Genomic DNA, 21,833 nt, shown 5'->3' with positions numbered 1-21,833 from the left:
GATCCACGCGTTGCGCGGCGGCGGGCCGCGGGGGAGGGTCGGTGGGGGTTCCCTCGCAGGAAGGCCGGACCATGCCCATCGCCACCGTCAACCCCACCACCGGCACCACGCTGCTGACCTTCGACGAGCTCGACGCCGACGGCATCGAGCTCGCCCTGGCCGAGGCCGCACGGACCGCCGCCTCCTACCGCCGCACCACCTTCGCCGAACGCTCCGCGCTGCTCGTCCGCGCCGCCGACCTCTTGGAGGAAGAGGCGGAGGACATCGCCCGCACCATGACCATCGAGATGGGCAAGCCCCTCGCCGCGGCCCGCGCCGAGGCCCTCAAGTGCGTGAAGGCGATGCGCTGGTACGCCGACCGCGCCGAGTCCCTCCTCGCCGACGAGCGGCCCGCCGACGGTGACGTGGCCGACGCGGGAGCCGCGGCCGTCCGGGTGAGCTACCGGCCGATCGGCGTCGTACTCGCCGTGATGCCCTGGAACTTCCCGCTCTGGCAGGTCGTGCGCTTCGCCGCGCCCGCCCTGATGGCCGGCAACGTCGGTCTGCTCAAACACTCCTCCAACGTCCCCCAGACGGCCCTGTACCTCGGGGACCTCTTCGAACGGGCGGGCTTCCCGCGCGGCTGTTTCCAGACCCTGCTCATCGGCTCGGCCGCGGTCGAGGCGGTCCTGCGCGACCCTCGGGTGGCCGCCGCCACGCTGACCGGCAGCGAACCGGCCGGCCGCGCGGTCGCCTCCGTCGCCGGGGACGAGGTGAAGAAGACCGTCCTGGAACTCGGCGGCAGCGACCCGTACATCGTGATGCCCTCGGCCGACGTCGCCCGCGCGGCCCGCACCGCCGTGACCGCGCGGGTGCAGAACAACGGCCAGTCCTGCATCGCCGCCAAGCGGTTCATCGTCCACACCGACGTCTACGACGAGTTCGCCCGGCTCTTCACGGCCGGCATGGCCGCCCTGACCGTCGGCGACCCGATGCTCGCGTCCACCGACGTCGGCCCGCTGGCCACCGAGGCCGGGCGCGCGGACGTGGAGGAGCTCGTCGATGACGCGGTCCGGCAGGGGGCCACGGTGCTGTGCGGCGGCGGACGCCCGCCCGGTCTGCCGGACGGCTGGTTCTACGAGCCCACGGTCCTGGCCGACGTCACCCCGGCCATGCGGATCGACCTGGAGGAGACCTTCGGCCCCGTGGCCACCCTGTACCGGGTGGGCAGCCTGGACGAGGCGGTGGAACGGGCCAACCACACGCCCTTCGGCCTGAGTTCCAACGTCTGGACCAGCGACGAGGCCGAGCTCGAACGCTTCGCCCGCGACCTGGAGGCCGGCGGTGTCTTCGTCAACGGCATGACCGCCTCCCACCCGGCGCTGCCCTTCGGCGGGGTCAAGCGCTCCGGGTACGGGCGGGAGCTGTCCGGGCACGGCATCCGGGAGTTCTGCAACATCACCACCGTGTGGCAGGCAGCGGATCCGCGGTGAGCGGGCGGTCGGTGCCGCCCGGCGGCGCGTCCGCCGGTTCCATCAGGCCGACGACGTGGTCGGTGACCAGGTCGAGGAGGTCGGCCGTGGCCCTGGCGTCCCCGAGCACGAGGGCGTTCAGGGTCATTCCGTCGGTCATGGCGGCCAGGTAGCGCGCCAGCACGGTGACCGGCACGCGCGGTTCGAGCCGCATGTCGCGGCCCAGCTGCCCGAGGAGCTCCGCGTACGTCTCGCAGTACAGCTCGTACTGGCGGCGCGCCAGGTGCTCGAACCCGGGCCGGCGCAGGGCGTACTGGGTGAGCTCGTAGGTCAGCATGTGCTCGCCGGGCCGGTCGCAGACGTGGTCCCAGTACGCCTGGAAGCCGGCCCGGACCGTCTCGCGCAGGGTGGGTCTCGGGCGGATCGCCTCCCGCACCACCGTGATGTAGTGGGCGGTGATCGCCTCGATGACGGATTCGAGGAGGGCCTGCTTGGACGCGAAGCAGTAGTGGAAGACGCTCAGGGACACCCCCGCCTCCGCGGCGATGGAGCGGGTCGTGGTCCGGGCGACGCCGTCGCGGGTCATCGCGCGGATCGCCGCTTCCGTCAGCTGGCGGCGCCGCTCGGCCGAGGGCATCCGGGCCATGGGGGTCCTTTCGGTGCGGGTACGCGTGCGGGTTCGGCTACGGCTGTGGGGCGGGGAACGCGGCGGGGGGGGGGGGGGGGGGGGGGGGGGGGGGGGGGGGGGGGGGGGGGGGGGGGGGCCCCGCGGCCCCCCCCGCCCCCCCCCCCCCCCCCCCCCCCCCCCCCCCCCGCCGGGCGTCAGCCGCCGTAGACGCCCACCTCGTGGAGCGAGTAGCCCCATTGGGTGCCGCGCTGCACGCCGTGGACGCGCACGTAGCGGGCCGGGGTGGCGGCGAACCGGGCGGTGTCCACCCCGCCGTCGCCGGTCGTGGTGGACCAGGCGGTCTGCCAGTTGGCGCCGTCGACCGAGGTTTCGATGCGGTACGACTTCCCGTACGCGGCCTCCCAGTCGAGGGTGACGCGCCGGATCGTGTGCGCGGATCCGAGGTCGAACTGCACCCACTGGTCGTCGTTCCACTCGCTGGCCCAGCGTGTGCCGGTGTCCCCGTCGACGGCCTTGCCCGGCGAGTAGTCGACGAAGGGGTTCCACCACTCGGTGGAGCTGGCCGAGGCGGGGGTCTGGGAGGCGAGGTTGACCTCGGCCCGGTGGCTCTCCGTGGCCCCCCATGTGTGCAGGTAGGACTCGGCGCCCCGCATCAGGTCGTCGACCACGCTCTGGCCGCCGACCTGCTTGATGTCCTCGATCCAGTCGGGGACCATGCCGTACTGCGCGGCCCCGTCCGTGTTGATGTCCCAGGTCCGCGAGCCGGCGGTCTGCCGGTCGACGACCGAGCCGCCGTCGGCGGTGCGGAAGGGGTAGCGGACCGGGTTGGGGGTGTTCGCGCCGCGGGGACCCGGCCAGCCGCCGACCCCGTTCATGTCGGTGCCGTACCCGTAGCCCACGTTGTACTTGTCGCGCAGGGCCTTGGTCCGGGCCGCCTCGGCGGTGAAGCCCTCGGATCCGTTCATGTACTGGGCGGCGAACCCGCCGAGCTTGTACAGCCGCTCGGTCCAGCCCAGGTCCATCCAGCTGTGCGAGGAGATCACACCGGGGTAGGACTCGGACTCCATGATGTCGAAGGCCTGGCCCGCGGCCTTGACGCCCATGTGGTCGATCTCCAGCATCATGTTGCGTTTCATCATGCCGCGCACCGCGTAGGCGCCGAGGTCGGTCAGTCCGCGCGCGTTGCACTGCGCGCCGTCGGCGTAGGAGGGCACCGTCACGCCGGCCGGGAGCTCCTTCTGGGCTTGTGGAGCCGGTGCGAGGCCGATGGGGTTGTCGTGCTGGGGGCCGGCGCACTGCTCGGTCTTCCAGAAGGTGCCGGTGGACAGGAACTGCCCCACGTTGATCGCGGTGCCGAGCGCGCCCTCGTCGAAGCGGACGCCGCACAGGGCGTTGTCGAACTTGTGGCACAGGAACATGCTGCGCACGCCGAGCCCGTACAGCTCGTCCAGCCCGCGGTCGATGTCCGCCTTGCTGCACTGGGCGACGTCCAGGATCTGCTTGCAGCCGAAGGGCTCGGAGGTCTCCACCCCGAGGACGACGGCCAGCTTGCCCTGCTTGATCACCTCACGGGCCTGGGCGGAGTCGGTGACGATCCGGAACCAGCCCTTTCCGGGGCCGCCGTACATCTTGTCGATGTAGGCCTGCATGTCGTACGTCTTCTGGGCCTCCAGACGGATGGCGGTCATCTCGTCGCAGCCGCGGTCCTTGAAGAAGTAGACCGAGCAGATCACGCCGTTGGTGACGAGGTCGTTGACGAGGACGCGCTCGCCGCCGCGCCAGGCGCGTTCGATCCAGGCGTAGTAGTTCTGCTGGTGGGTGAGCGAGTCGTGGGCGGGCCAGTCCTTGAAGGTGGGCCAGCCGACGGGGTCGTGCTTGCCGTCCCCGCCCTTGGTGACCATGTCGAACACGGCGAGGGAGCCGTCGGGGTAGTGCTCGGGGCAGTCCTTGAGCGCGTCGGCGACCCCGAGTTCGGAGAAGGCCTTGCCACAGATCAGGCGGCCACCGAAGCCCTCGTTGGCCATGATGTGGTCGTGGGCGTCGACGAAGCCGCGGACCCGTCCCTGGTCGTCGGTGCCCTTGAAGGGCTCGCCGGTGACGTTGATGTCGGCGTCGGGCTGCGGGCGTGCGGTCGGGGTCCACCAGCCGGCGTCGGCCGAGGAGCTGGGCACGGGCCCCAGCACCATGGCCAGTACGGCGGCGAGGAGCAGCGACAGGAGTGCGAGGGGGCGGCGCCTGCGGCGTGGCCGCGGCGGGCGTGGGGAGCGAGGGTGAGGGGTCAAGGTCATCACTCGTGTCTTCGGTCGGCGTGGGGCGCGGTCGAATCCGGGCATGAATTGTCATGCCCCGCACAAACGGTGCGTCGAGAATCGCGAGTGGCGCGAACGGAGTCAAGAGTCCGGGACGGATGACCTGATGACGCTCCGGCCACCCTCCAGGCCGGTGCGGACGGGGCCGCCGGCACCGGCACGGCGCGGAGCTCCGGGATTCTGTCTGCGTCCCAACATTCGAAACGATCTGTCTCGAATGTCGACACGAACGTAGGGTGGCAGCATGAACGCCCGTCGAGTACCGCGCAGTTGGAGGATGCTCGCCCTGGGGACCGGTGGTCAGACCGCCGGTACCGTCGCGCTCTACGGTCTGCCCTACCTGCTCCCCGCCCTCCGGCGCCGCCGCCGTCCGGGGGGCGGTCCCGCTGGGCGCGCTGCTGGTCCTGGCGGGCGCCGCCGGATGCTCCGTCAACTCCGCCTCCGGCCGCCTGGTCATCGGCTGGTTCCCGCCCGCCCGGCGCGGTATCGCGATGGGGGTGCGGCAGGCCTCGCAGCCGCTCGGCACCGCACTGGCCGCCGCGGTCTTCCCACCGCTGGCCCACCTCGCGGGCCTGGCCGGGGCCTTCGGGTTCTGCGCGGCGCTGTGCGGGGCGGCCGGGGTGGCGATCGCCCTGCGCGCCGTCGATCCGCCGCGCCCCGCGGAGCGGGAGGGCACCCCGGACGCCCGCGCCCTACCGGGGCGGCTACCTGTGGCGGATCCACGCGGCGGCCGGACTGCTGTGCGTGCCCCAGTTCGTGGTCACCGGGTTCTCCCTGCTGCTCCTGGCGCAGGCGCGCGGCTGGTCCGTCGGCGCGGCCGCCGGTGTGCCGGCCGTGGCCAATCTGGCCGGGGCCGGAGTGCGGCTGGTCGCCGGCTGGTGGTCCGACCGGGCCGGCAGCCGGATCGCTCCGATGCGGGCACTGGCCGCGGCCACCGTCGTCGACCTCGGCCTGCTCGCGGTGGGGACCGCCCGGGACCGGCCCTCCGCGCCGGTGGCGCTGCTCCCGGCGGCCGACCGCGGCGCGCGGTGGCCCGGCCCGGAGACCGTCCCGGACCCCGCCCGCGGCGCGGGCACGCGGGCTGGGGCGGCGCCGCCTATCGTCGAGGTATGAGCGAGACGGTCGTGGTGTACGAGTACGCCTCCGGGGACTCCCCGCCCGGGGACTCCGCCTCCGGGGACGAACGGCCCCCGCTGCGGGTGCACGCGGCGCCCGCGGCCCCGGGCCGGACCTCCGTCCGGGGGCCGAGGACCCTGTGCGGCCGGGACACCTTCGCGATGGAGACGGCCCCTTGGCGGCCCGCCGAACACCCGGACGCCCCCTGGTACCCGCCGCGGTACGCCGACCGGGTCTGCCCCGCCTGCGACGACGCGGCCGGCTAGCGCCGACCGCGGCGGACGCGGTAGCGCGCCGGCACGCGGCCACGCAGAGGCACGTCAGTTACCGGGGGCCATGTCGTAGGTGACCCACATGGTCCGCGTGGCCACCTGGTCGTACTTGGCGCGCGCCCGGTGGTTGTCGTCGGCGGTGATCCAGCGCACCACGCTCCACCCGCGCTCCCCGGCCAGCGCGCGCAGCGCCCCGAGCAGCAGGTCGGCGGCGCCGGAGCCCCGGTGCTCCGGGGCCACGAACAGGTCGTCCAGGAAGCAGCCCACCGTCGCGGACAGCGGCCGGGCGAAGGGACGGTAGTGGGCCAGCCCCAGGAGGCGGCCCGAGGCGTCCTCGGCGACCAGCGCGCCGACCTCGTGCCCGGGGTCGTTCACCCACGCCCACACCGTCGCGGCCGCCTCCTCGGTCTGCTCCACGCGGTAGAAGTCGGCGTAGCCGCGGTAGAGGGCGCGCCACTGGTCGAAGTCCCCGGGACGGACGGCGCGGACGGTGATGTCGGACACGGCGGTGCGGCTCCTGTGATCGGGGGCGGGTGCGCGGGCGGAGGGGGCCTCCTCCGCCGAGGCAACCGATCATGCGGGAGCCGCGCGCCGCGCGGGCCTGCCACCGTGTCGAAACGCCGGCCGCGAGCCCGCCGCCGTGGACAGGTCGGCGGGGCCCGCGGGGGTGCGCCGGGGCGCACGGGATCCCTCAGCAGATCCGCGGCAGCTGCTCCCCGACGGGCAGGTCGACCACCCGGGTGCCGCCGAGCCCGGTCCGCGCCACGACCATGCCCGGGTGATCGGCGACGACCTCGCCGATCACCGCCGCGTGCCGGCCCAGCGGATGGGCGCGCAGGGCGTCGAGGACGGCGTCGGCGTGCTCGCGGGGCACGAAGGCGACGAGCTTGCCCTCGTTGGCCACGTAGAGCGGGTCGAGTCCGAGGATCGCGCAGGCGTTCGCGACGGCCTCGGGGACCGGGACGCGGCCCTCGTGGAGGACGACCCCGGTGCCGGAGGCGGCCGCGATCTCGTTCAGGGAGGCCGCCAGGCCGCCCCGCGTGGGGTCGCGCAGGACGTGCAGGTCCGGGGTGACCGCGAGCATGCTCTGCACGAGACCACCCAGGGCCGCGCAGTCGCTCTCGATGTCGACGCCGAACTCCAGGCCCTCCCGGACGCTCATGATCGCGACGCCGTGCAGGCCGATCTCGCCGCTGACGATCACCACGTCGCCCGGGACCACCCGCTGCGGGTGCAGGTCGACCCCCTGCGGGATCAGCCCGATCCCCGCCGTGTTGACGTAGATCCCGTCCCCGTGGCCCGCCTCGACGACCTTGGTGTCCCCGGTCGCGATCTCCACGCCCGCGGTCCGCGCGGCGGCGCCCATGGCCTCGGCCACGCGCGCCACCGCGGACATCTCGACGCCCTCCTCCAGGATGAACCCGCAGGACAGGTAGGCCGCGCGGGCGCCGCTCATGGCCAGGTCGTTGACCGTGCCGTTGACAGCCAGGTCCCCGATGCTCCCGCCGGGGAAGAACAGCGGGCGCACGACGTAGGAGTCGGTGGAGAAGGCGAGGCGTACGCCGCCCAGCGAGACGGCCGCCGAGTCCCCGAGCCGGGCCAGCGCCTCGCCGCCGAAGGCGGGGACGAACAGGTGCTGGACCAGTTCGGCGGAGAGCGCGCCGCCCCCGCCGTGGCCCATCACCACCCGGGGGTGGTCGCGCAGCGGGGCGGGGCAGGTCCAGCCGGTGACGTCGAGGACGGTCTCGGACGGTGCGGTCTCAGGCAACGGGGCTCGCCTCCAGCGTGGTCTTCGAAGCGGCGGCCGGCACGGCCCGCGGTGCGGGGTCCGGCCGCACGTCCGGGGCCGGATCGGGCACGGGATCCGGTGAGGGGACGGGCGCGTCGCCGGGCGTGGTGGCCGGTACGGCGCCGGAGGCCGCCCGCGGTCCGGCGGCGGGCAGGTCGAGGCGGCGGTAGAGGTAGTACGCCGCGCAGGCGCCCTCGCTGGACACCATGGTGGCGCCCAGCGGGTTGCGCGGGGTGCACGGACCGCCGAAGGCCTCGCACTCGTGCGGCTTCAGCAGCCCCTGGAGCACCTCCCCGCTCCGGCACTCGGCCGGCTCCCGGGTGGTGATGCCGGTGACCGAGAAACGGTGCTCGGCGTCGAACTCCCGGTAGCGCGGTGACAGCTGCCAGCCGCTGCGCGGGATGACCCCGATGCCTCGCCAGGCCCGGTCGGTGACCTCGAAGACGTCCTCCAGCATGGCGAGGGCGGCCGGGTTGCCCTCCGGGCGCACGGCGCGCGCGTAGGCGTTGTCGACGGTGTGCTCGCCGCGCTCCAGCTGCATCACGGTCCTGCGCACGCCTTCGAGGATGTCCAGCGGCTCGAAGCCCGTGACGACGATCGGCACCCGGTGGCGCGCCGCCAGCTCCGGGTACTCGCCCGTCCCCATCACGCTGCACACGTGCCCGGCGGCCAGGAAGCCCTGGACCCGGCAGCTCGGGGACCGCATGATCGCCTCGATCGCCGGGGGCACCCGTACGTGGGAGACCAGCAGGCTGAAGTTGCGGATGCCGAGCCTGCGCGCCTGGTACACGGTCATGGCGTTGGGCGGGGCGGTGGTCTCGAAGCCGATGCCGAAGAAGACCACCTCCCGCCCGGGGTCCTCCCGCGCGATCCGCAGGGCGTCCAGCGGCGAGTAGACGACCCGTACGTCGCCGCCCTCGCCGCGCACCCGGAACAGGTCGCGGCCGGTGCCGGGGACGCGGAGCATGTCCCCGAAGGAGCAGAAGATCACCCCGGGGCGGGAGGCGATCTCCAGCGCCTTGTCGATGACCTCCAGCGGCGTGACGCACACCGGACAGCCGGGCCCGTGGATCAACTCGACCTGATCGGGCAGGAGCTGGTCGATGCCGTGCCGGATGATGGTGTGGGTCTGGCCGCCGCAGACCTCCATCAGCGCCCAGGGCCGGGTCACCGTGGAGCGGATCTCGTCGAGGAGCCGGCGGGCCAGTGCCGGGTCCTGGAACTCGTCGATGTACTTCACCGCGGTGCCTCCTCCTGCCGGACGTCGCTCCCGTGGGCCGTGGCGGGCCGTGCGGCGGGCGCCGCCGGATCGTCGGCGAAGGGCCAGTCGCCGCCGCCCGCCTGGGCCGCCTGCTCCCAGGGGTCGCCGAACTCCTCCTGGAGCATTCCGAGTTGCGCGAAGAGTTCGAGGGTCTGGAGGGCGGACTCCTCGTCCAGCCGCTGGAGGGCGAACCCCACGTGGACGATGGCGTACTCGCCGACCCGCAGGTCCGGCAGGTACTCCAGGCACACCTCCTTCTGCACGCCGCCGAAGTCGACGGTCGCCATGCGCGTGCCGTCCCTCTCCCCGATCTCAAGCACTCTGCCGGGTACCGCCAGGCACATGGGCTTCTCCTCGTTGTGGGTGTTCCGTGACGTGTCCGGCCGCCGCCACCATGAGCTGGCCCAGTGCCAGCCCGCCGTCGCCCGGCGGGACCGTGCGGTGCCTCAGGACGGTGAACCCCCGTTCGCGCAGCAGGCGGGCGCAGGCGGAGGAGAGCAGGGTGTTGGCGAAGACCCCGCCGGTGAGGGCCACCGTGTCCGGGCCGTGCCGGTCGCGGGCGAGTCCGCAGAGCGTGCCGACGAGGTCCGCGACGCCGGCGTGGAAGCGGGCGGCGATCACCGGCCGGCCGGCCCCCGCCCGTACGTCGGCCGCCACCGCCGCCAGTACGGGCGCCGGATCGGCGATGACCGGGCCGGCCGCACCGGCCCCGGGCACCCGCACGGCGAAGGCGTAGCCGGGACCGGCGGCGGGCGCCCCGCACGCGGCGCCCTCCAGCTCGATGGCGGCCTGCGCCTCGTACCCGGCGTGCTGGCAGACGCCCGCCAGGGAGGACACGGCGTCGAAGAGCCGGCCCATGCTGGAGGTGGGGACGCAGTTCAGGCCACGCTCCAACTGGGTCTCCAGGACCCGCAGTTCGGTGGGCGGGCAGGCCGCGGTGCAGGGCAGGTCCGGAGCCCGGTCCAGGCCGGCGGCCCACAGGTGGGCCAGGGCCATCCGGTAGGGCCGCCGCACGGCCGCGTCGCCGCCGGGCAGCGGTACGTAGGCCAGGTGCGCGAAGCGGGTGTACCCGGCGTAGTCGGCCAGGAGGACCTCCCCGCCCCAGACGGCGCCGTCGTCCCCGTATCCGGTGCCGTCGAAGGCGACGCCGATCACCCGCCGGGAGCCGTCGAGGCCGTGTTCGGCGAGCGCGGAGGCGACGTGCGCGTGGTGGTGCTGTACGGGGACCAGCGGGCGGTCGCCGGCCTGCTCGCGGGCCCAGCGGCCGGAGCGGTAACCGGGATGCCCGTCGGCGGCGAGGAGCGCGGGGGTGACCCCGGTGAGGGATTCCAGCTGCCGCTCCGCCCGCTCGAAGGCGTACCGGGTGGCCAGGTCGTCCATGTCGCCGGTGTGCGCCGAAAGCCAGGCCCGACGTCCTTCGCCGAGGCAGAAGGCGTTCTTGAGGTCGCCGCCCACGGCGAGGGTGGCGGGGACCGGCAGCGGCAGGGTCAGCGGCAGCGGCGCGTACCCGCGCGAGCGGCGCAGGACCAGGGGTTCGCCGTCGCAGACCCGCACGACGGAGTCGTCGCAGGGCACGTGGATCGGCCGGTCGTGGGTCAGCCAGGCATCGGCGAGGCCGGAGAGGCGCTCCAGTGCCTCGGCGTCGTCGGTGACGATGGGCTCGCCCGAGAGGTTCCCGCTGGTCATCACCAGCAGGCGCGGGCCCCGCGGGTCCCCGTCCAGGCCGAGCAGCAGGTGGTGGAGGGGGGTGTACGGGAGCATCACGCCCAGGTCGGGGCTGCCGGGGGCGACCCCCGGCAGCGGGGCGCCGTCGGGGCGGCGGCGCAGCAGCACGATGGGCCGCACCCCGCCGGTGAGCAGCTCCCGCTCCTCGGGGCCGAGGTGGGCGAGGGCCTCGACGTCGGCGAGGTCCCGGGCCATCAGCGCGAAGGGCTTGTCCCCGCGGTCCTTGCGGCGGCGCAGCTCGGCGACGGCACCGGGCAGGGTGGCGTCGCAGGCCAGGTGGTACCCGCCGAGCCCCTTCACGGCCAGGACCGCTCCCGCGGCCAGCAGCGCGCGGGCGCCCGCGACGGGATCGGGGGTCTCCCCGCCCGGCGGCCGCCCGGTCAGCAGCCGCAGCCGGGGCCCGCAGGCCGGGCAGGCGACGGGCTGCGCGTGGAAGCGGCGGTCGGCCGGGTCGGCGTACTCGCGGGCGCAGTCGGCGCACATCGGGAAGCGGTCCATCGTGGTGTGGGCCCGGTCGTAGGGAAGCCCGGTGACGATGGTGAAGCGGGGCCCGCAGTGCGTGCACGTGATGAACGGGTGGCGGTGGCGGCGGTCGGCCGGGTCCGCGAGCTCGGCGAGACAGTCCGCGCAGGTGGCGACGTCGGGGGAGACCAGCGTCCGGGCGGGGCCGCCGGACCGGGAGGCGATGATGGTGAAGCCGGCGCCGCCGGCGAGGGGGACCGGGCGGTGGTCGACGGCGTCCACCACGGCCAGCGGCGGGGCGTCCGCCGCGAGCCGCTCGCAGAACTCCGACACGGCGGCGGCGGAGCCCTCCACCTCGGCGACCACGCCCTCCGGGGTGTTGGTGACGTGCCCGGCGAGGCCGAGGCCGGTGGCGCGGGTGTAGACGTAGGGCCGGAAGCCGACCCCCTGCACCACGCCCCGTACGGTGACCCGTCGGCGTTCCAGGTGCTCCATCAGCGGGTCTGGGCCACGGCGGGGCCGGGCTGACCGTGTCCGTGTCCGTGCTCGTGATTCTGGCCGCGGTGACCGTGATCGTGATCGTCGTGGTCGTGGTCGTGGTCGTGGGTGTGACCCGGCCCGTGCTCGTGTCCGTGGCCGTGGTGGCCGGCCTCGTGCCGCTGTCGGGCCATCACGGGAGCGTGCGCCCGCGCCCCCGCCCCGACCGCCAGGGCCCGGTCCAGCAGGAGGCCCGTCCCCTCGTCCGCGCGGACCGAGGTGAGCACCACCTCCACCCCCGGGTTGACCCGCTGGACGTTGGCGCGGAACGCCGCCTCGTCGAACTCGACGGCCACCGCGATGTCGGTCTTGGTGACCACGACCAGCTGGGCCAGCCCGAAGGCGGTCGGGTACTTCAGCGGCTTGTCCTCGCCCTCGGTCACCGAGGCGAGGACCACGCGCAGCGACTCCCCGAGGTCGTACGAGGCCGGGCAGACCAGGTTCCCCACGTTCTCCACGAACAGCAGCCGCGTTTCCTCGGGCAGCCACCCGTCCAGGTGGCGGCCCAGCATCGAGGCCTCCAGGTGGCAGAGCCCGTCCGTGAGCACCTGCTTGACGGGTACGCCCGAACGGGCCAGGCGCACCGCGTCGTTCTCGGTGGCGAGATCGGCCGTCAGGGCCGCCACGGGCACGCCCCGCTCCCGGGCCAGGAACAGCTCCCGCTCCAGCAGCGCCGTCTTCCCGCTGCCGGGGCTGGACAGCAGGTTGACGACCGCCGTTCCCCGTGAGGCGAGTTCGGTGCGCAGGGCGCGCGCCGCCCCGTCGTTCTTGGCGAGCACCGCCTGCTGCAGATCGACCACTCGGCACATGGTTCAGGCCTCCTCGGGGATCGGTTCACGGCAGGAGGCCGCGCCCGGGGCGTCCTCCCAGGTCACGTTGAGGATGCGCAGTTCGCGCCCCGTGAGCAGTTCCACCTCGGTGGCCCGTCCGCAGACGGGGCAGCACAGGTCGGGCGGCATGCCCACCGCCCACGCTCCGGCACAGTCCGCGCAGCGGGCGCTGGCCGTCACGGACCGCGTGACGAGTTCGGCGCCTTCGAGGACCGTTCCGGCACAGGCCAGTTCGAAACAGAAGGCCAGGGAGTCCGGCACCACACCGGCCAGCTCCCCGACCTGGAGCTCCACGCGGCGCACGGCGCTCGCCGCGCCCGCCCGGGCCGCCTCTTCCACCTGGCCCACGACGGCCATGGCGATCGACATCTCGTGCATCGGACTCCGTCCTGCCGGGGCTCATTACACCGGCAGGACGCGGGAGGCACGGGCGGGCACGCCGGTGCGCCACACGCCCCGTACGCCATTCGGGCGCCGGGGCGGAGCGGGACTCACATGCAGCGCATGCGCAGATAACGCTTGAGGTCGGGGAGGACCTGCGCGAGGACGGCGACCAGGGCCACGGCGGCGGCTGTGCCGATGACGGCCTTCTTCATGGGGTTCTCCTCAGTTCACGGCGGTTCGGGTGGGCGGTGGCGACGGCGTCGGCCGCGGCCCCCTGCGGTTCCTCCTCCCGGAGCAGGTCCAGGATCATCCCTACGGCCTCCGGCACCGCGGCGGCCACCGGGTCGCTCAGCCCGATGCCCTCCTCGACGCGGGCGGGTTCGCAGCCGACGACGAGGGTCCGCCGGGGCGGAGTTGCTCCGGTGCCCGCGCACAGCGTGCCCAGCAGGGCCAGGACGGTGTCGGGGGACATGTGGTGGCCGTCGAGGACGGCGCCGCCGGGGGAGCCGGGTCCCGGGGACAGGGGGCCCGCCTCCCCGGCGGACGCGTCGATCAGGTACAGCGTGCCGGGGGCGCCGCCGCGCGCGGTGGCGTCGACCAGGACGAGCGTGTCGTAGCCGTCCAGGAGCTGGTAGGCCAGGTGGACCCCGCGCACCCCGAAGTCCACCACCTCCACGTGCGCCGGCAGCGGGTGCGCCGCCAGGGCGCGCACCGCCTCGACGCCGAAGCCGTCGTCGGCGAGGAAGACGTTGCCGATGCCGGCGATCAGGACCGCGCCGCTCACGCGTCCTCCAGCGGGGTGACCTCGTCGGGCTGGAAGTACAGGAACCGGCCCTGCTCCCGGCGGATGTCGGCGCCCGGGTCCCCCTCCACCGTGACGGCGAGGTGCACCCCGCCGTCCACGTCGTGCAGGACGGCCTCGACCAGGGCGCAGCGGCCCTGGAGGAACAGGTCCTGGGCGTCCGTGCGCCGCAGGCCCGGCCGCAGCAGCACCCGGCTGCCGGGTCCCACGACGACCCCGTCGACCCGGATCCGGTCGGGCGCGGGAGCCGCTCCTGCCGGGTCCCACCAGGGAGCCTCCGGCCGGAACACGGCCTCCCCGTCCGGGATCTCCGTCAGGGTGGACGGCCCGTCGAAGGCATCCGGGCCGGTGACCTCCCGCAGCCCGCGCACCGCGCCGTGCAGCCGTTCCAGGACCTCGGGCGGCATCGAATCGGCGAGCTCGATCACGGCGGCCGCGCGGGCGTCCGTCCCGCGCGCCTCGCGCTTCTCCTCCTCGGTGAGCGTCGCGGTGCGCAGCGCGAGGATCTCGTCGATCTCCAGGGCGTCGTACATCGCCCCGGCGCTCTCCGGTGCGATCGCGGGATGGTCCTCCAGGATGATCGGGGAGGACAGGACCACGTCGGAGCGGCCGTCGCCGCCCGCCAGCACCGGCCAGGTGTGCCGGTTGTCGCACGCGGCCACGGCCTCCCGGGCCCACTCGGGCGGGTCGGTCATCGACAGGAAGGATCCGGCGTCCAGCCCCAGCAGGAGGTGGGTGGCGACGAGCGAGCGCGGCAGGGCCGCCTCGCGGGTGGCCCCGTCCCCGTCGGCGGGGGTCCAGGCACTGGTGTTCTCCACGACCGCGGTGAGCTTCAGCACCCGGTAGGGGCCGTCGAGTTCGGCCGCCGAGAGCCGTACCCGGCCCTCGGCCTCCTCGGTGCGCCGCAGCAGGCGGCCGATGGCGCGCCCCGAGCCGTCCAGCACCGGTTCGCTCTCTTCGAGGGCCGGCCGGGTGAAGGGGAGCACGACCCCCTCACCGGCCAGCGCGGCCACGGGGACGGCCAGTACGACCCGTTCCTCGGCGCCCTCGTCCCAGGGGACCAGGATCCGGTCGGGCAGGTGCAGTTCGCCGACGTCGGCGTAGGTGCCGTCGAGGTGGAGCCGCTGGACGGTGCGGCGCCGGCCGTGCAGGAAGCGCAGCTCCAAGTGGAGCGTCGCCTCGCCGCGGGGCTCCATCAGGACCTCGGTCCGCTGGAAGGCGTGCTCGCCGTGCGCGGGGGCCCAGGCGGGCGGCACCAGGACCCCGAACTGCCAGCGCAGCCGGTTCTTGGCCGCCGAGGCCCGGTACGGGTAGAGCACGTACCCCTCGAAGAGGACGGCGTCCGCCACGTGCCGGGCGGTGTCGAAGCGGGTGTCCCGCTCGGTGGTGGTGGTCACGGAGCGGTCCTCTCGGTGACGCGCGGCAGTACGGCCCCCAGCCGCAGCGGCGGGGGCGGGGCGGTGGCCGGGACGGCCCCGGCGGCCGAGTCGAGCAGCGAGCGCACCGTCGCCTCCCAGGAGGCGAGCGCGTGCCGGGAGCGGTAGGCGAGCAGCTCCGCCATCGTGTCGCGGGGCAGCCGCAGCCACCCGCAGCCCGGGAAGTGCTGCTCGACCATCTCCCGCCACACCGCGGCCGGCATCCGGTACGAGGCCTCCCGGTCCCAGGGCACCGGCTCGACCCGGAAGCCGCCCCCGCCGGTGAAGGCCGTGCCGGAGAAGAGCATCAGCAGCGGCGCCTCGCCGTCCTCCAGGGCGCCGAAGTAGCGGGTGGCCGCGATGTCCATGTCGTAGGTGCAGGGGACGACCAGATCGGTCTCGGTCTCCCCGGTGAAGCTCGGCACCATCACCGACACCTGGGCGAACTGCACCGGCTGGAGGGTGTTGCCCCAGCGGGAGCGTTCGCCGAAGAGGTCGGCGAGCCCCTCGGCCTCGGCGTCCGAGTAGCCGCGCCGGGCCGGCTCGATCCGCAACTGGACCCGCAGGGCCAGCGCGTGCACCCGCACCCCCGCCCCCGCGCCGACGCGCAGCCGGAAGACGAGGGTGGGGCCCGCGGCGTACGGGTCGGCGCGCACCCCGGTGCAGGTGAAGGTGAACTCCGTGGCGGCCGTCATGACACCGGCCCCGGAGCGAGCACCCTGGCGCGCCGTTCGACCTCGGCGAAGAACGCGTCCAGCGCGGCCCGGGCCTCGGCGCCGCCGTCGAAGCCCTGCCACAACAGCCGCATCCGCCCCACCAGCTCGTAGCAGATGTCGATCGGCACCAGATGACAGCTGGTGCGGCCCTCCGTGCGGCGCAGCAGCAGTGCCTCCACGTCGGGTTCGAGGAGCGCGGACAGCCGGCCGGAGCCCAGCACGCTCTGCCAGGTCTGCGGGTCGAGCTCGCTCTCGGTGGCCCCCGCCGGGCTCGGGTAGAGGGCGACCAGCCGGTCGAGCGCGGCGTTGCGGAAGAAGAACGCCACGCCGACCGGGATCTGGAGGCGCTCCCAGGCCCCGTCGTCGAGCCGGTGCCCGGGATCGGCCAGGTACCGGACGGGGACGGCGCGGAACCGGCCCGTCACGATCCCCGGCCGGTCGAACAGCAGCGCGCAGCCGGTGCAGGCGCACACCAGCGACCGCTTCTCGGTCTCCACGAGGTGGCGGTGGCCGTCCCCGGCCACCGCGGTCCCGCACAGCTCGCAGCTCTCGGGGCGGGGCGGACGGGGGCCCGTGAACCGGCGCAGGCCGCGCGGGCCGCCCGCCAGGAGGCCGGGCCCCGTCACGGCACCCGCACCGGGGCGTGCGGCCGGACGGAGATCTGCAGCAGGGGCTGCTGCGGGGCCGGGGCGGCCTCCGTCTCCACCGCCGTCACCTCGGGTGCGAAGCAGGCCAGTGCCTCCTCCAGGCCCCGGGCGGCGTCCTCCGCGGAACCGCTCCCGCACCCGCAGCCGGATGCCGCCGCCCGGGGGCGTACCCGCAGCACCCCGGTGGCCCCGTCGAAGGCGACCCGCTCCACCGTGTCCCCGGCGGCGCCGAGGGCCCGCCCGATCCGCGTGCCGACGTCCTCGGGGTGCAGGTCGTGCAGCGAGAGCAGGCTCGCCACGAGCTCGTCGTCCAGCACCGGGGCGAGCGCCTGCCCGCCGAGCCGCTCCACGATCCGGGCGAGCCCGGCCCCGTAGAAGTCCATGAGGACGCGCACCAGTTCCTCGGCGGCCGCGCACGCCCGCCGGTCCCCGCCGGAGGCCAGGCCTTCCAGGACCTCCTCCACCCGTGCGCCCGCCTGCCGGGCGTCCAGGGCGGCGCTCATCCGCCCAGTCCGCTCAGGCCGGTGGGCACGTGCATCGTCTTGACCGTCTTGCCGCCGCCCACGTACATGTGGACGCCGCAGGGCAGGCAGGGGTCGAAGCTGCGCACCGCGCGCATGATGTCGATGCCCTTGAAGTTCTCCGGGGAGTTCTCCTCGAAGATCGGGGTGTTCTGCACCGCGTCCTCGTACGGTCCCGGGGTGCCGAAGGTGTCGCGGGTGCTGGCGTTCCACGGGGTCGGCGGGTACGGGTGGTAGTTGGCGATCTTGCCGTCGCGGATCACCATGTGGTGCGAGAGCACCCCGCGCACGGCCTCGGTGAAGCCGACGCCCAGGCCCTCGTCCGGGACCTCGAACTTCTCCCAGGTCTGGGTCCGTCCGGCGCGGACCTCCGCCAGCCCCTTCTCGGCGCAGTGCAGCGCGATCGCGGCGGCGTACGCCTGGAAGTACGTGCGGGCGCGGTTGCGCTCCAGCGCGTTGGACCACTTCGGGATCTTCCACTCGAAGCGGGTCTCGGGCTTGGTCATGGTGCGCGGCAGGGTGATCACCACGCTGTGACCGGTGGCCTGCACGTAGTCGGTCTGCACCAGCCCCGACAGCGCCGTGGACCACAGGCGGGCGAGGGGGCCGCCGCCGGTGTCCAGCGCGAGGTGGTCCTTGCCGTCGAACCAGCGCGGCGACATCACCCAGCTGTACTTGTCGTCGAAGTTCCGCTTCTGCGGGGCCGGGATGGTGTGCTGGTTCCACGGGTGCCGCGGGTCGACCGGGTTGCCGAGCGGGTCGTGCGTGACGAACTGCTCCCGGCCCTCCCAGTCGTCGTAGTACGAGCTGCCCAGCAGGATGCGGATGCCGAGGTTGATCTCGGTGAGGTCGTTGGTGACCAGCTTGCCGTCCACCACCACGCCCGGGGTGACGAACATCTTCCGTCCCCAGTCGGTCATGTTGGCGTACGTGAAGTCGCAGTGCTCGGGGTCGTTGAGCGCGCCCCAGCAGCCGAGCAGCACGCGCCGGCGGCCGACCTCCTCGTACCCGGGCAGGGCCTCGTAGAAGAAGTCGAAGAGGTCGTCGTGGAGCGGCACGACCCGCTTCATGAACTCGCAGTACCGCATCAGGCGGCTCATGTAGTCCGTGAAGAGCTGCACGGAGGCGATGGTGCCGACGCCGCCCGGGTAGAGGGTGGAGGGGTGCACGTGGCGCCCCTCCATCAGACAGAACATCTCGCGGGTGTACCGGCTGACCTGGAGGGCCTCGCGGTAGAACTCGCCCTCGATGGGGTTGAGGGAGCGCATGATGTCGGCGATGGTCTTGAAGCCGTGCTCGCCGGCGTGCGGGGCGGGGGTGCGCTCGGCCTTCTCCAGGACGCCCGGGTTGGTCTCGCGGACCATCTTCTCGCAGTAGTCGACCCCGACCAGGTTCTCCTGGAAGATGTTGTGGTCGAACATGTACTCCGCCGACTCGCCGAGGTTGATGATCCACTCGGCGAGGTTCGGCGGCTTCACCCCGTAGGCCATGTTCTGCGCGTACACGGAACACGTGGCGTGGTTGTCACCGCAGATCCCGCAGATCCGGCTGGTGATGAAGTGCGCGTCGCGGGGGTCCTTGCCGCGCATGAAGACGCTGTAGCCGCGGAAGACCGACGAGGTGCTGTAGCACTCCGCGACCCGCTTCTGCTTGAAGTCGATCTTCGTGTGGATGCCGAGGCTGCCCACGATCCGGGTGATCGGATCCCAGGCCATCTCGACCAGGCCGCTGCCGTCTCCGGCCGCCTTCGTCTTCGGTGTCATCGTTTCTGCCGTGACCCTTCTTCGGTGCGGGGGTTGGTGCGCTGGGTGCGGGGGGAGACGGCGGAGCTCACCAGGGCGGGCGGTAGCCCGTGGTCAGCGTCCGGCCGCTCTGGCGCCACTTCGGCTCCTGGTCGACGGTGTGTTCCGTGATCGCGCGGAGCCGGCGGACCACCGCTCCGTACACGCCGCTGGCCTTGCTGGAGACCTTGGCGCCGGGCGGTTCGTCCATGAACGGCATGAACTTGTCGGGGAAGCCGGGCATCGTGCAGGCGATGCAGATGCCGCCGACGTTGGGACAGCCGCCGATGCCGTTCATCCAGCCGCGCTTGGGCACGTTGCACTTGACGACGGGACCCCAGCAGCCCAGCTTGACCAGGCACTGGGGGGAGTCGTAGGTCTGCGCGAACTGGCCCTGCTCGTAGTAGCCGGCGCGGTCGCAGCCCTCGTGGACGGTGGCGCCGAACAGCCAGGTCGGGCGCAGCTTGTCGTCCAGCGGGATCATCGGGGCCGAGCCCGCCGCCTGGTACAGCAGGTAGGTGAGGGTCTCGGAGAAGTTGTCGGGCTGGATCGGACAGCCCGGCACGCACACGATCGGGATCCCGGCCTTCGAGGTCCAGTTCCAGCCGAGGTAGTCCGGCACGCCCATCGCGCCCGTCGGGTTGCCCTCCATGGCGTGGATGCCGCCGTACGTGGCGCACGTGCCGATGGCCACGACCGCGAGGGCCTTGGGGGCCAGCCGGTCGATCCACTCGCTGGTGGTGATGGGCTGGCCGGTCTCCGGGTCGTCGCCGAACCCGCACCAGTAGCCCTCGGGCTTGATCTTCTCGTTGGGGATCGAGCCCTCGACCACCAGCACGAACGGGTCGATCTCGCCCCGTTCGCCCTTGAAGAACCACTCGATGAACGTGTCCGCGCCCCCGACGGGGCCGCATTCGAAGTCGATCAGGGGCCAGTGCACGGCGATCTTGGGGAGTCCCGGCAGGACCCCCATGACGATCTCCTCGATGCTGGGCTGCATCGCTGCCGTGAGGGACACGGAATCGCCGTCGCAGCTCAGCCCCGCGTTGATCCAGAGAATGTGGATCGGGGGGTCCTCTGCCGGGGCGGCGGTCGGTGCTGCATCCATGCGGATGCCTCCTTGGGGAAGGGCGGGGAGGAGTTCCGGGCGGGGTGCGCGGTGGGCCGGACTGCCCCGGCCACACCTTTCTTGCTAACAGCCCTCGGCCCCCGGTGCTCCGTGATGTACGGCCAGTGGAGTGACGGCGGCCGCGGGCCGCCCGTGCACGGGACGGGTCAGGTGCGGCGGGGTGGCGGCCGCCGGCTCCTTGCGCACGAAGGCGCGGCGCAGGGCGTGGTACGGGGCCGCGGGGTCGAAGAAGGTGCGGTGCATCAGCGCCAGCTCCGCCTCCCGGTACGAGGCCAGCGGCCGGACGGCCTCGTCCCGTTCCCGCAGGGCCTTCTTCGCGGCGATCCGGGACTGGGCGGCGGGCAGTGCCGCCAGGTGCGCCGCCAGCCGCGCGGTCTCGCCGGCGAAGGCCTGGGGCGCGCAGGGCACCGTACGGTCGACCAGCCCGAGCCGGAGCGCGCCGGCCGCGCTCAGCGGCAGGGCCTCGGCGGTCAGGCGGTCCGCGGCGGCGGCCCCGACGCGGCGCGGCAGCGTGTACGTCCAGTACTCGGAGCCGGACAGCCCCATCAGGCGGTAGTGCGGGTTCAGCACCACCCCCTCGCGGCACCAGACCTCGTCCGCGGCGAGCGCCAGCATGGCCCCGCCCGCGGCGGCGTTCCCGCCGAGGGCGGCGACGACCAGCCGGTCGGTGGTGGTGAGGACCGCCTCGACCAGGTCGTCCATGGCGTTGATGTTGTCCCAGGACTCCCGGGCCGGGTCGGCGGCCGCCTCGATGACGCCCAGGTGGATGCCGTTGGAGAAGAAGTCGCGGCCACCGCCCAGGACGAGTACCGAGGTGGGGCGGGCGCGGGCGGCCCGGTACGCCTCCAGCAGCCGGCGGCACTGCGCGGTGCCCATCGCCCCGCCGGGGAAGGCGAAGGACAGGAACCCGACCGGCCCCTCCTCCCGGTAGCGGATGTCCGCCCACGTACGGCTGCGGGCGTCCGCGTGCGGGGGCGGGGCCGGGTGTTCGCGCAGCGGCGGCAGCCGGTCGCCGAGCGCGAGGACGGCGGGCAGTTTCACCGGGGCGGGCTCCCCGGGCACTCGGCGGGCCCGCAGCTCCGGGATCCACACGGCGCCGTCGGCCGTGGCCCGGCACACGGCCCCCGCCCGGGTCGCCAGCAGGTCGCCGGGGCGGCCGCGCAGGCGGTGTTCGGGGTGGCCGCCGTGCAGGTACCACTCGCCGCCCAGCAGCTCGTCCAGGACCCCTGGCCGGGAGTCGGCCGCGCGCAGCGTGCGCAGGACCCGGTCGGTGGAGTCGGCCTCCCAGTCGATGCGGCGGGCCTCCTGGCGCAGGTAGGGGCGGGTGCGGACGGTGGCCGGGTCCTGGGGCGCGGGGGTGTGGGTGCCCGACGCGAACCGCTCGACGGCGAGCAGCACTGCCCGCAGGGCCGCGTCGGCGATCTCCCCCCGGTACAGGTCGCTCTTGCCGACCGGCGGGACCGGGCACTCCACGGAGGCCCACACGTCGCCGGCGTCCATCTCCGCCCCGGCCCGGAGCACCGTCACGCCCCAGCGGGTCACCTGCTCCTGCACGGCCCGGTCGAGGGACGAAGGGCCCCGGTCGCCGACGGGCCCCGGGTGGACGATCAGACAGGTGCGGGCCGCCCACACCTCCTCGGGGATCGCCGTCGTCAGCATCGGGGCGAGGACCAGATCGGGATCGTGCCGGCGCACGGCCTCCGCCAGGGGGACGCCGGGCAGGGCGAGTTCCACCGCCACGCGGTGGCCGTGGTCGCGCAGTTCGGCGTGGACTCGCTGCGTGAGGCTGTTGAAGGCGCTCGCGACGAGCAGGACGTACACGTGTGTCTCCCAGCGGCGGCCCGGTGCCACGACGGCGTGGATCCCGGCCTGATCGGCAGCCCGTGACCGGAGCATGACCGGCCGCCTGAGATGGTCGGGCACCCGGCGGGGGCCACGCCCGGAGCCGGGCGGCGGTGTCACTCGAAAGCGCCTCCGTGGAGGGCCGCTCGGCCGCACCGCGGCGGCACTGCTGCGCGCCACCGCCGCAGCGCCGCAGCGCCGGGCCCGGCCGCGGCG

At 74.0% G+C, this 21,833-nt stretch carries 20 protein-coding genes and 1 pseudogene; 3 read left to right on the top strand and 18 right to left on the bottom strand.

Annotation, left to right across the window (positions count from 1 at the left end; all coding sequences use genetic code 11):
- Positions 1-71 precede the first annotated feature (71 nt).
- On the top strand, positions 72-1,472 hold the full coding sequence (locus ACEPPI_RS19785) for an NADP-dependent succinic semialdehyde dehydrogenase (protein WP_373916551.1): 1,401 nt from the start codon (positions 72-74) through the stop codon (positions 1,470-1,472).
- Here ACEPPI_RS19785 and ACEPPI_RS19780 read toward each other — a convergent pair.
- Together ACEPPI_RS19780 and ACEPPI_RS19775 are read right to left on the bottom strand one after the other, a co-directional pair.
- Positions 1,438-2,097 carry a TetR/AcrR family transcriptional regulator gene (locus ACEPPI_RS19780; protein WP_373916550.1) on the bottom strand — a complete coding sequence of 220 codons (660 nt, stop codon included), beginning with the start codon at positions 2,095-2,097 and terminating at the stop codon, positions 1,438-1,440. The genes ACEPPI_RS19785 and ACEPPI_RS19780 overlap by 35 nt on opposite strands.
- A 176-nt stretch (positions 2,098-2,273) precedes the next feature.
- On the bottom strand, positions 2,274-4,367 hold the full coding sequence (locus tag ACEPPI_RS19775) for a discoidin domain-containing protein (protein ID WP_373916549.1): 2,094 nt from the start codon (positions 4,365-4,367) through the stop codon (positions 2,274-2,276).
- Between the two features lie 317 nt (positions 4,368-4,684).
- Here ACEPPI_RS19775 and ACEPPI_RS19770 point away from each other — a divergent pair.
- Both ACEPPI_RS19770 and ACEPPI_RS19765 read left to right on the top strand, forming a co-directional pair.
- A pseudogene (locus ACEPPI_RS19770) lies at positions 4,685-5,501 on the top strand (MFS transporter).
- Positions 5,498-5,770 carry a hypothetical protein gene (locus ACEPPI_RS19765; RefSeq protein WP_373916548.1) on the top strand — a complete coding sequence of 91 codons (273 nt, stop codon included), beginning with the start codon at positions 5,498-5,500 and terminating at the stop codon, positions 5,768-5,770. The pseudogene ACEPPI_RS19770 and the gene ACEPPI_RS19765 overlap by 4 nt, the downstream one beginning before the upstream one ends.
- Positions 5,771-5,824: 54 nt before the next feature.
- On the opposite strand, the gene ACEPPI_RS19760 is transcribed toward ACEPPI_RS19765, so the two are convergent.
- From ACEPPI_RS19760 to ACEPPI_RS19685, 16 genes are all read right to left on the bottom strand, one after another.
- The gene (locus ACEPPI_RS19760) at positions 5,825-6,280 is read right to left on the bottom strand and encodes an N-acetyltransferase family protein (RefSeq protein ID WP_373916547.1); all 456 of its coding nucleotides are present in this window, start codon (positions 6,278-6,280) and stop codon (positions 5,825-5,827) included.
- 187 nt (positions 6,281-6,467) lie between these two features.
- Positions 6,468-7,457 carry a hydrogenase expression/formation protein HypE gene (gene hypE / locus ACEPPI_RS19755; protein ID WP_373916577.1) on the bottom strand — a complete coding sequence of 330 codons (990 nt, stop codon included), beginning with the start codon at positions 7,455-7,457 and terminating at the stop codon, positions 6,468-6,470.
- 79 nt (positions 7,458-7,536) lie between these two features.
- The gene (hypD, locus tag ACEPPI_RS19750) at positions 7,537-8,805 is read right to left on the bottom strand and encodes a hydrogenase formation protein HypD (protein ID WP_373916546.1); all 1,269 of its coding nucleotides are present in this window, start codon (positions 8,803-8,805) and stop codon (positions 7,537-7,539) included.
- Positions 8,802-9,170 carry a HypC/HybG/HupF family hydrogenase formation chaperone gene (locus ACEPPI_RS19745; protein WP_373916545.1) on the bottom strand — a complete coding sequence of 123 codons (369 nt, stop codon included), beginning with the start codon at positions 9,168-9,170 and terminating at the stop codon, positions 8,802-8,804. The genes hypD and ACEPPI_RS19745 overlap by 4 nt, the downstream gene beginning before the upstream one ends.
- Entirely contained in the window at positions 9,139-11,508 is a 2,370-nt protein-coding gene (gene hypF, locus ACEPPI_RS19740; protein ID WP_373916544.1) for a carbamoyltransferase HypF, read from the bottom strand. The genes ACEPPI_RS19745 and hypF overlap by 32 nt, the downstream gene beginning before the upstream one ends.
- The gene (gene hypB, locus ACEPPI_RS19735) at positions 11,508-12,359 is read right to left on the bottom strand and encodes a hydrogenase nickel incorporation protein HypB (RefSeq protein WP_373916543.1); all 852 of its coding nucleotides are present in this window, start codon (positions 12,357-12,359) and stop codon (positions 11,508-11,510) included. The genes hypF and hypB overlap by 1 nt, the downstream gene beginning before the upstream one ends.
- Before the next feature lie 3 nt (positions 12,360-12,362).
- Positions 12,363-12,758, bottom strand: a complete 396-nt coding sequence (locus ACEPPI_RS19730; RefSeq protein ID WP_356211720.1) for a hydrogenase maturation nickel metallochaperone HypA — start codon at positions 12,756-12,758, stop codon at positions 12,363-12,365.
- 113 nt (positions 12,759-12,871) lie between these two features.
- On the bottom strand, positions 12,872-12,976 hold the full coding sequence (locus ACEPPI_RS19725) for a hypothetical protein (protein ID WP_373916542.1): 105 nt from the start codon (positions 12,974-12,976) through the stop codon (positions 12,872-12,874).
- Entirely contained in the window at positions 12,973-13,548 is a 576-nt protein-coding gene (locus ACEPPI_RS19720) for a hydrogenase maturation protease (RefSeq protein WP_373916541.1), read from the bottom strand. The genes ACEPPI_RS19725 and ACEPPI_RS19720 overlap by 4 nt, the downstream gene beginning before the upstream one ends.
- Positions 13,545-14,963, bottom strand: a complete 1,419-nt coding sequence (locus tag ACEPPI_RS19715) for a hypothetical protein (RefSeq protein WP_373916540.1) — start codon at positions 14,961-14,963, stop codon at positions 13,545-13,547. The genes ACEPPI_RS19720 and ACEPPI_RS19715 overlap by 4 nt, the downstream gene beginning before the upstream one ends.
- The gene (locus ACEPPI_RS19710) at positions 14,960-15,676 is read right to left on the bottom strand and encodes a DUF6084 family protein (protein WP_373916539.1); all 717 of its coding nucleotides are present in this window, start codon (positions 15,674-15,676) and stop codon (positions 14,960-14,962) included. Before ACEPPI_RS19710 ends, ACEPPI_RS19715 begins: the two co-directional genes overlap by 4 nt.
- Positions 15,673-16,323 carry a DUF5947 family protein gene (locus tag ACEPPI_RS19705; RefSeq protein WP_373916538.1) on the bottom strand — a complete coding sequence of 217 codons (651 nt, stop codon included), beginning with the start codon at positions 16,321-16,323 and terminating at the stop codon, positions 15,673-15,675. The genes ACEPPI_RS19710 and ACEPPI_RS19705 overlap by 4 nt, the downstream gene beginning before the upstream one ends.
- Complete coding sequence (locus tag ACEPPI_RS19700) at positions 16,320-16,847, bottom strand: hypothetical protein (RefSeq protein ID WP_373916537.1); 528 nt, start codon at positions 16,845-16,847, stop codon at positions 16,320-16,322. The genes ACEPPI_RS19705 and ACEPPI_RS19700 overlap by 4 nt, the downstream gene beginning before the upstream one ends.
- Positions 16,844-18,628 (bottom strand): nickel-dependent hydrogenase large subunit, encoded by a 1,785-nt coding sequence (locus ACEPPI_RS19695; RefSeq protein WP_373916536.1) that lies wholly within the window; start codon positions 18,626-18,628, stop codon positions 16,844-16,846. The genes ACEPPI_RS19700 and ACEPPI_RS19695 overlap by 4 nt, the downstream gene beginning before the upstream one ends.
- A 67-nt stretch (positions 18,629-18,695) precedes the next feature.
- Entirely contained in the window at positions 18,696-19,754 is a 1,059-nt protein-coding gene (locus ACEPPI_RS19690) for a hydrogenase expression protein HypE (protein ID WP_285540187.1), read from the bottom strand.
- Between the two features lie 84 nt (positions 19,755-19,838).
- Positions 19,839-21,596, bottom strand: a complete 1,758-nt coding sequence (locus tag ACEPPI_RS19685; RefSeq protein WP_373916576.1) for an enoyl-CoA hydratase-related protein — start codon at positions 21,594-21,596, stop codon at positions 19,839-19,841.
- Positions 21,597-21,833: the final 237 nt, after the last annotated feature.

Source organism: Streptomyces sp. AB3(2024) (assembly GCF_041862025.1).
Lineage (GTDB): Bacteria > Actinomycetota > Actinomycetes > Streptomycetales > Streptomycetaceae > Streptomyces.
This window is presented reverse-complemented; position numbering and strand designations above follow the sequence as displayed.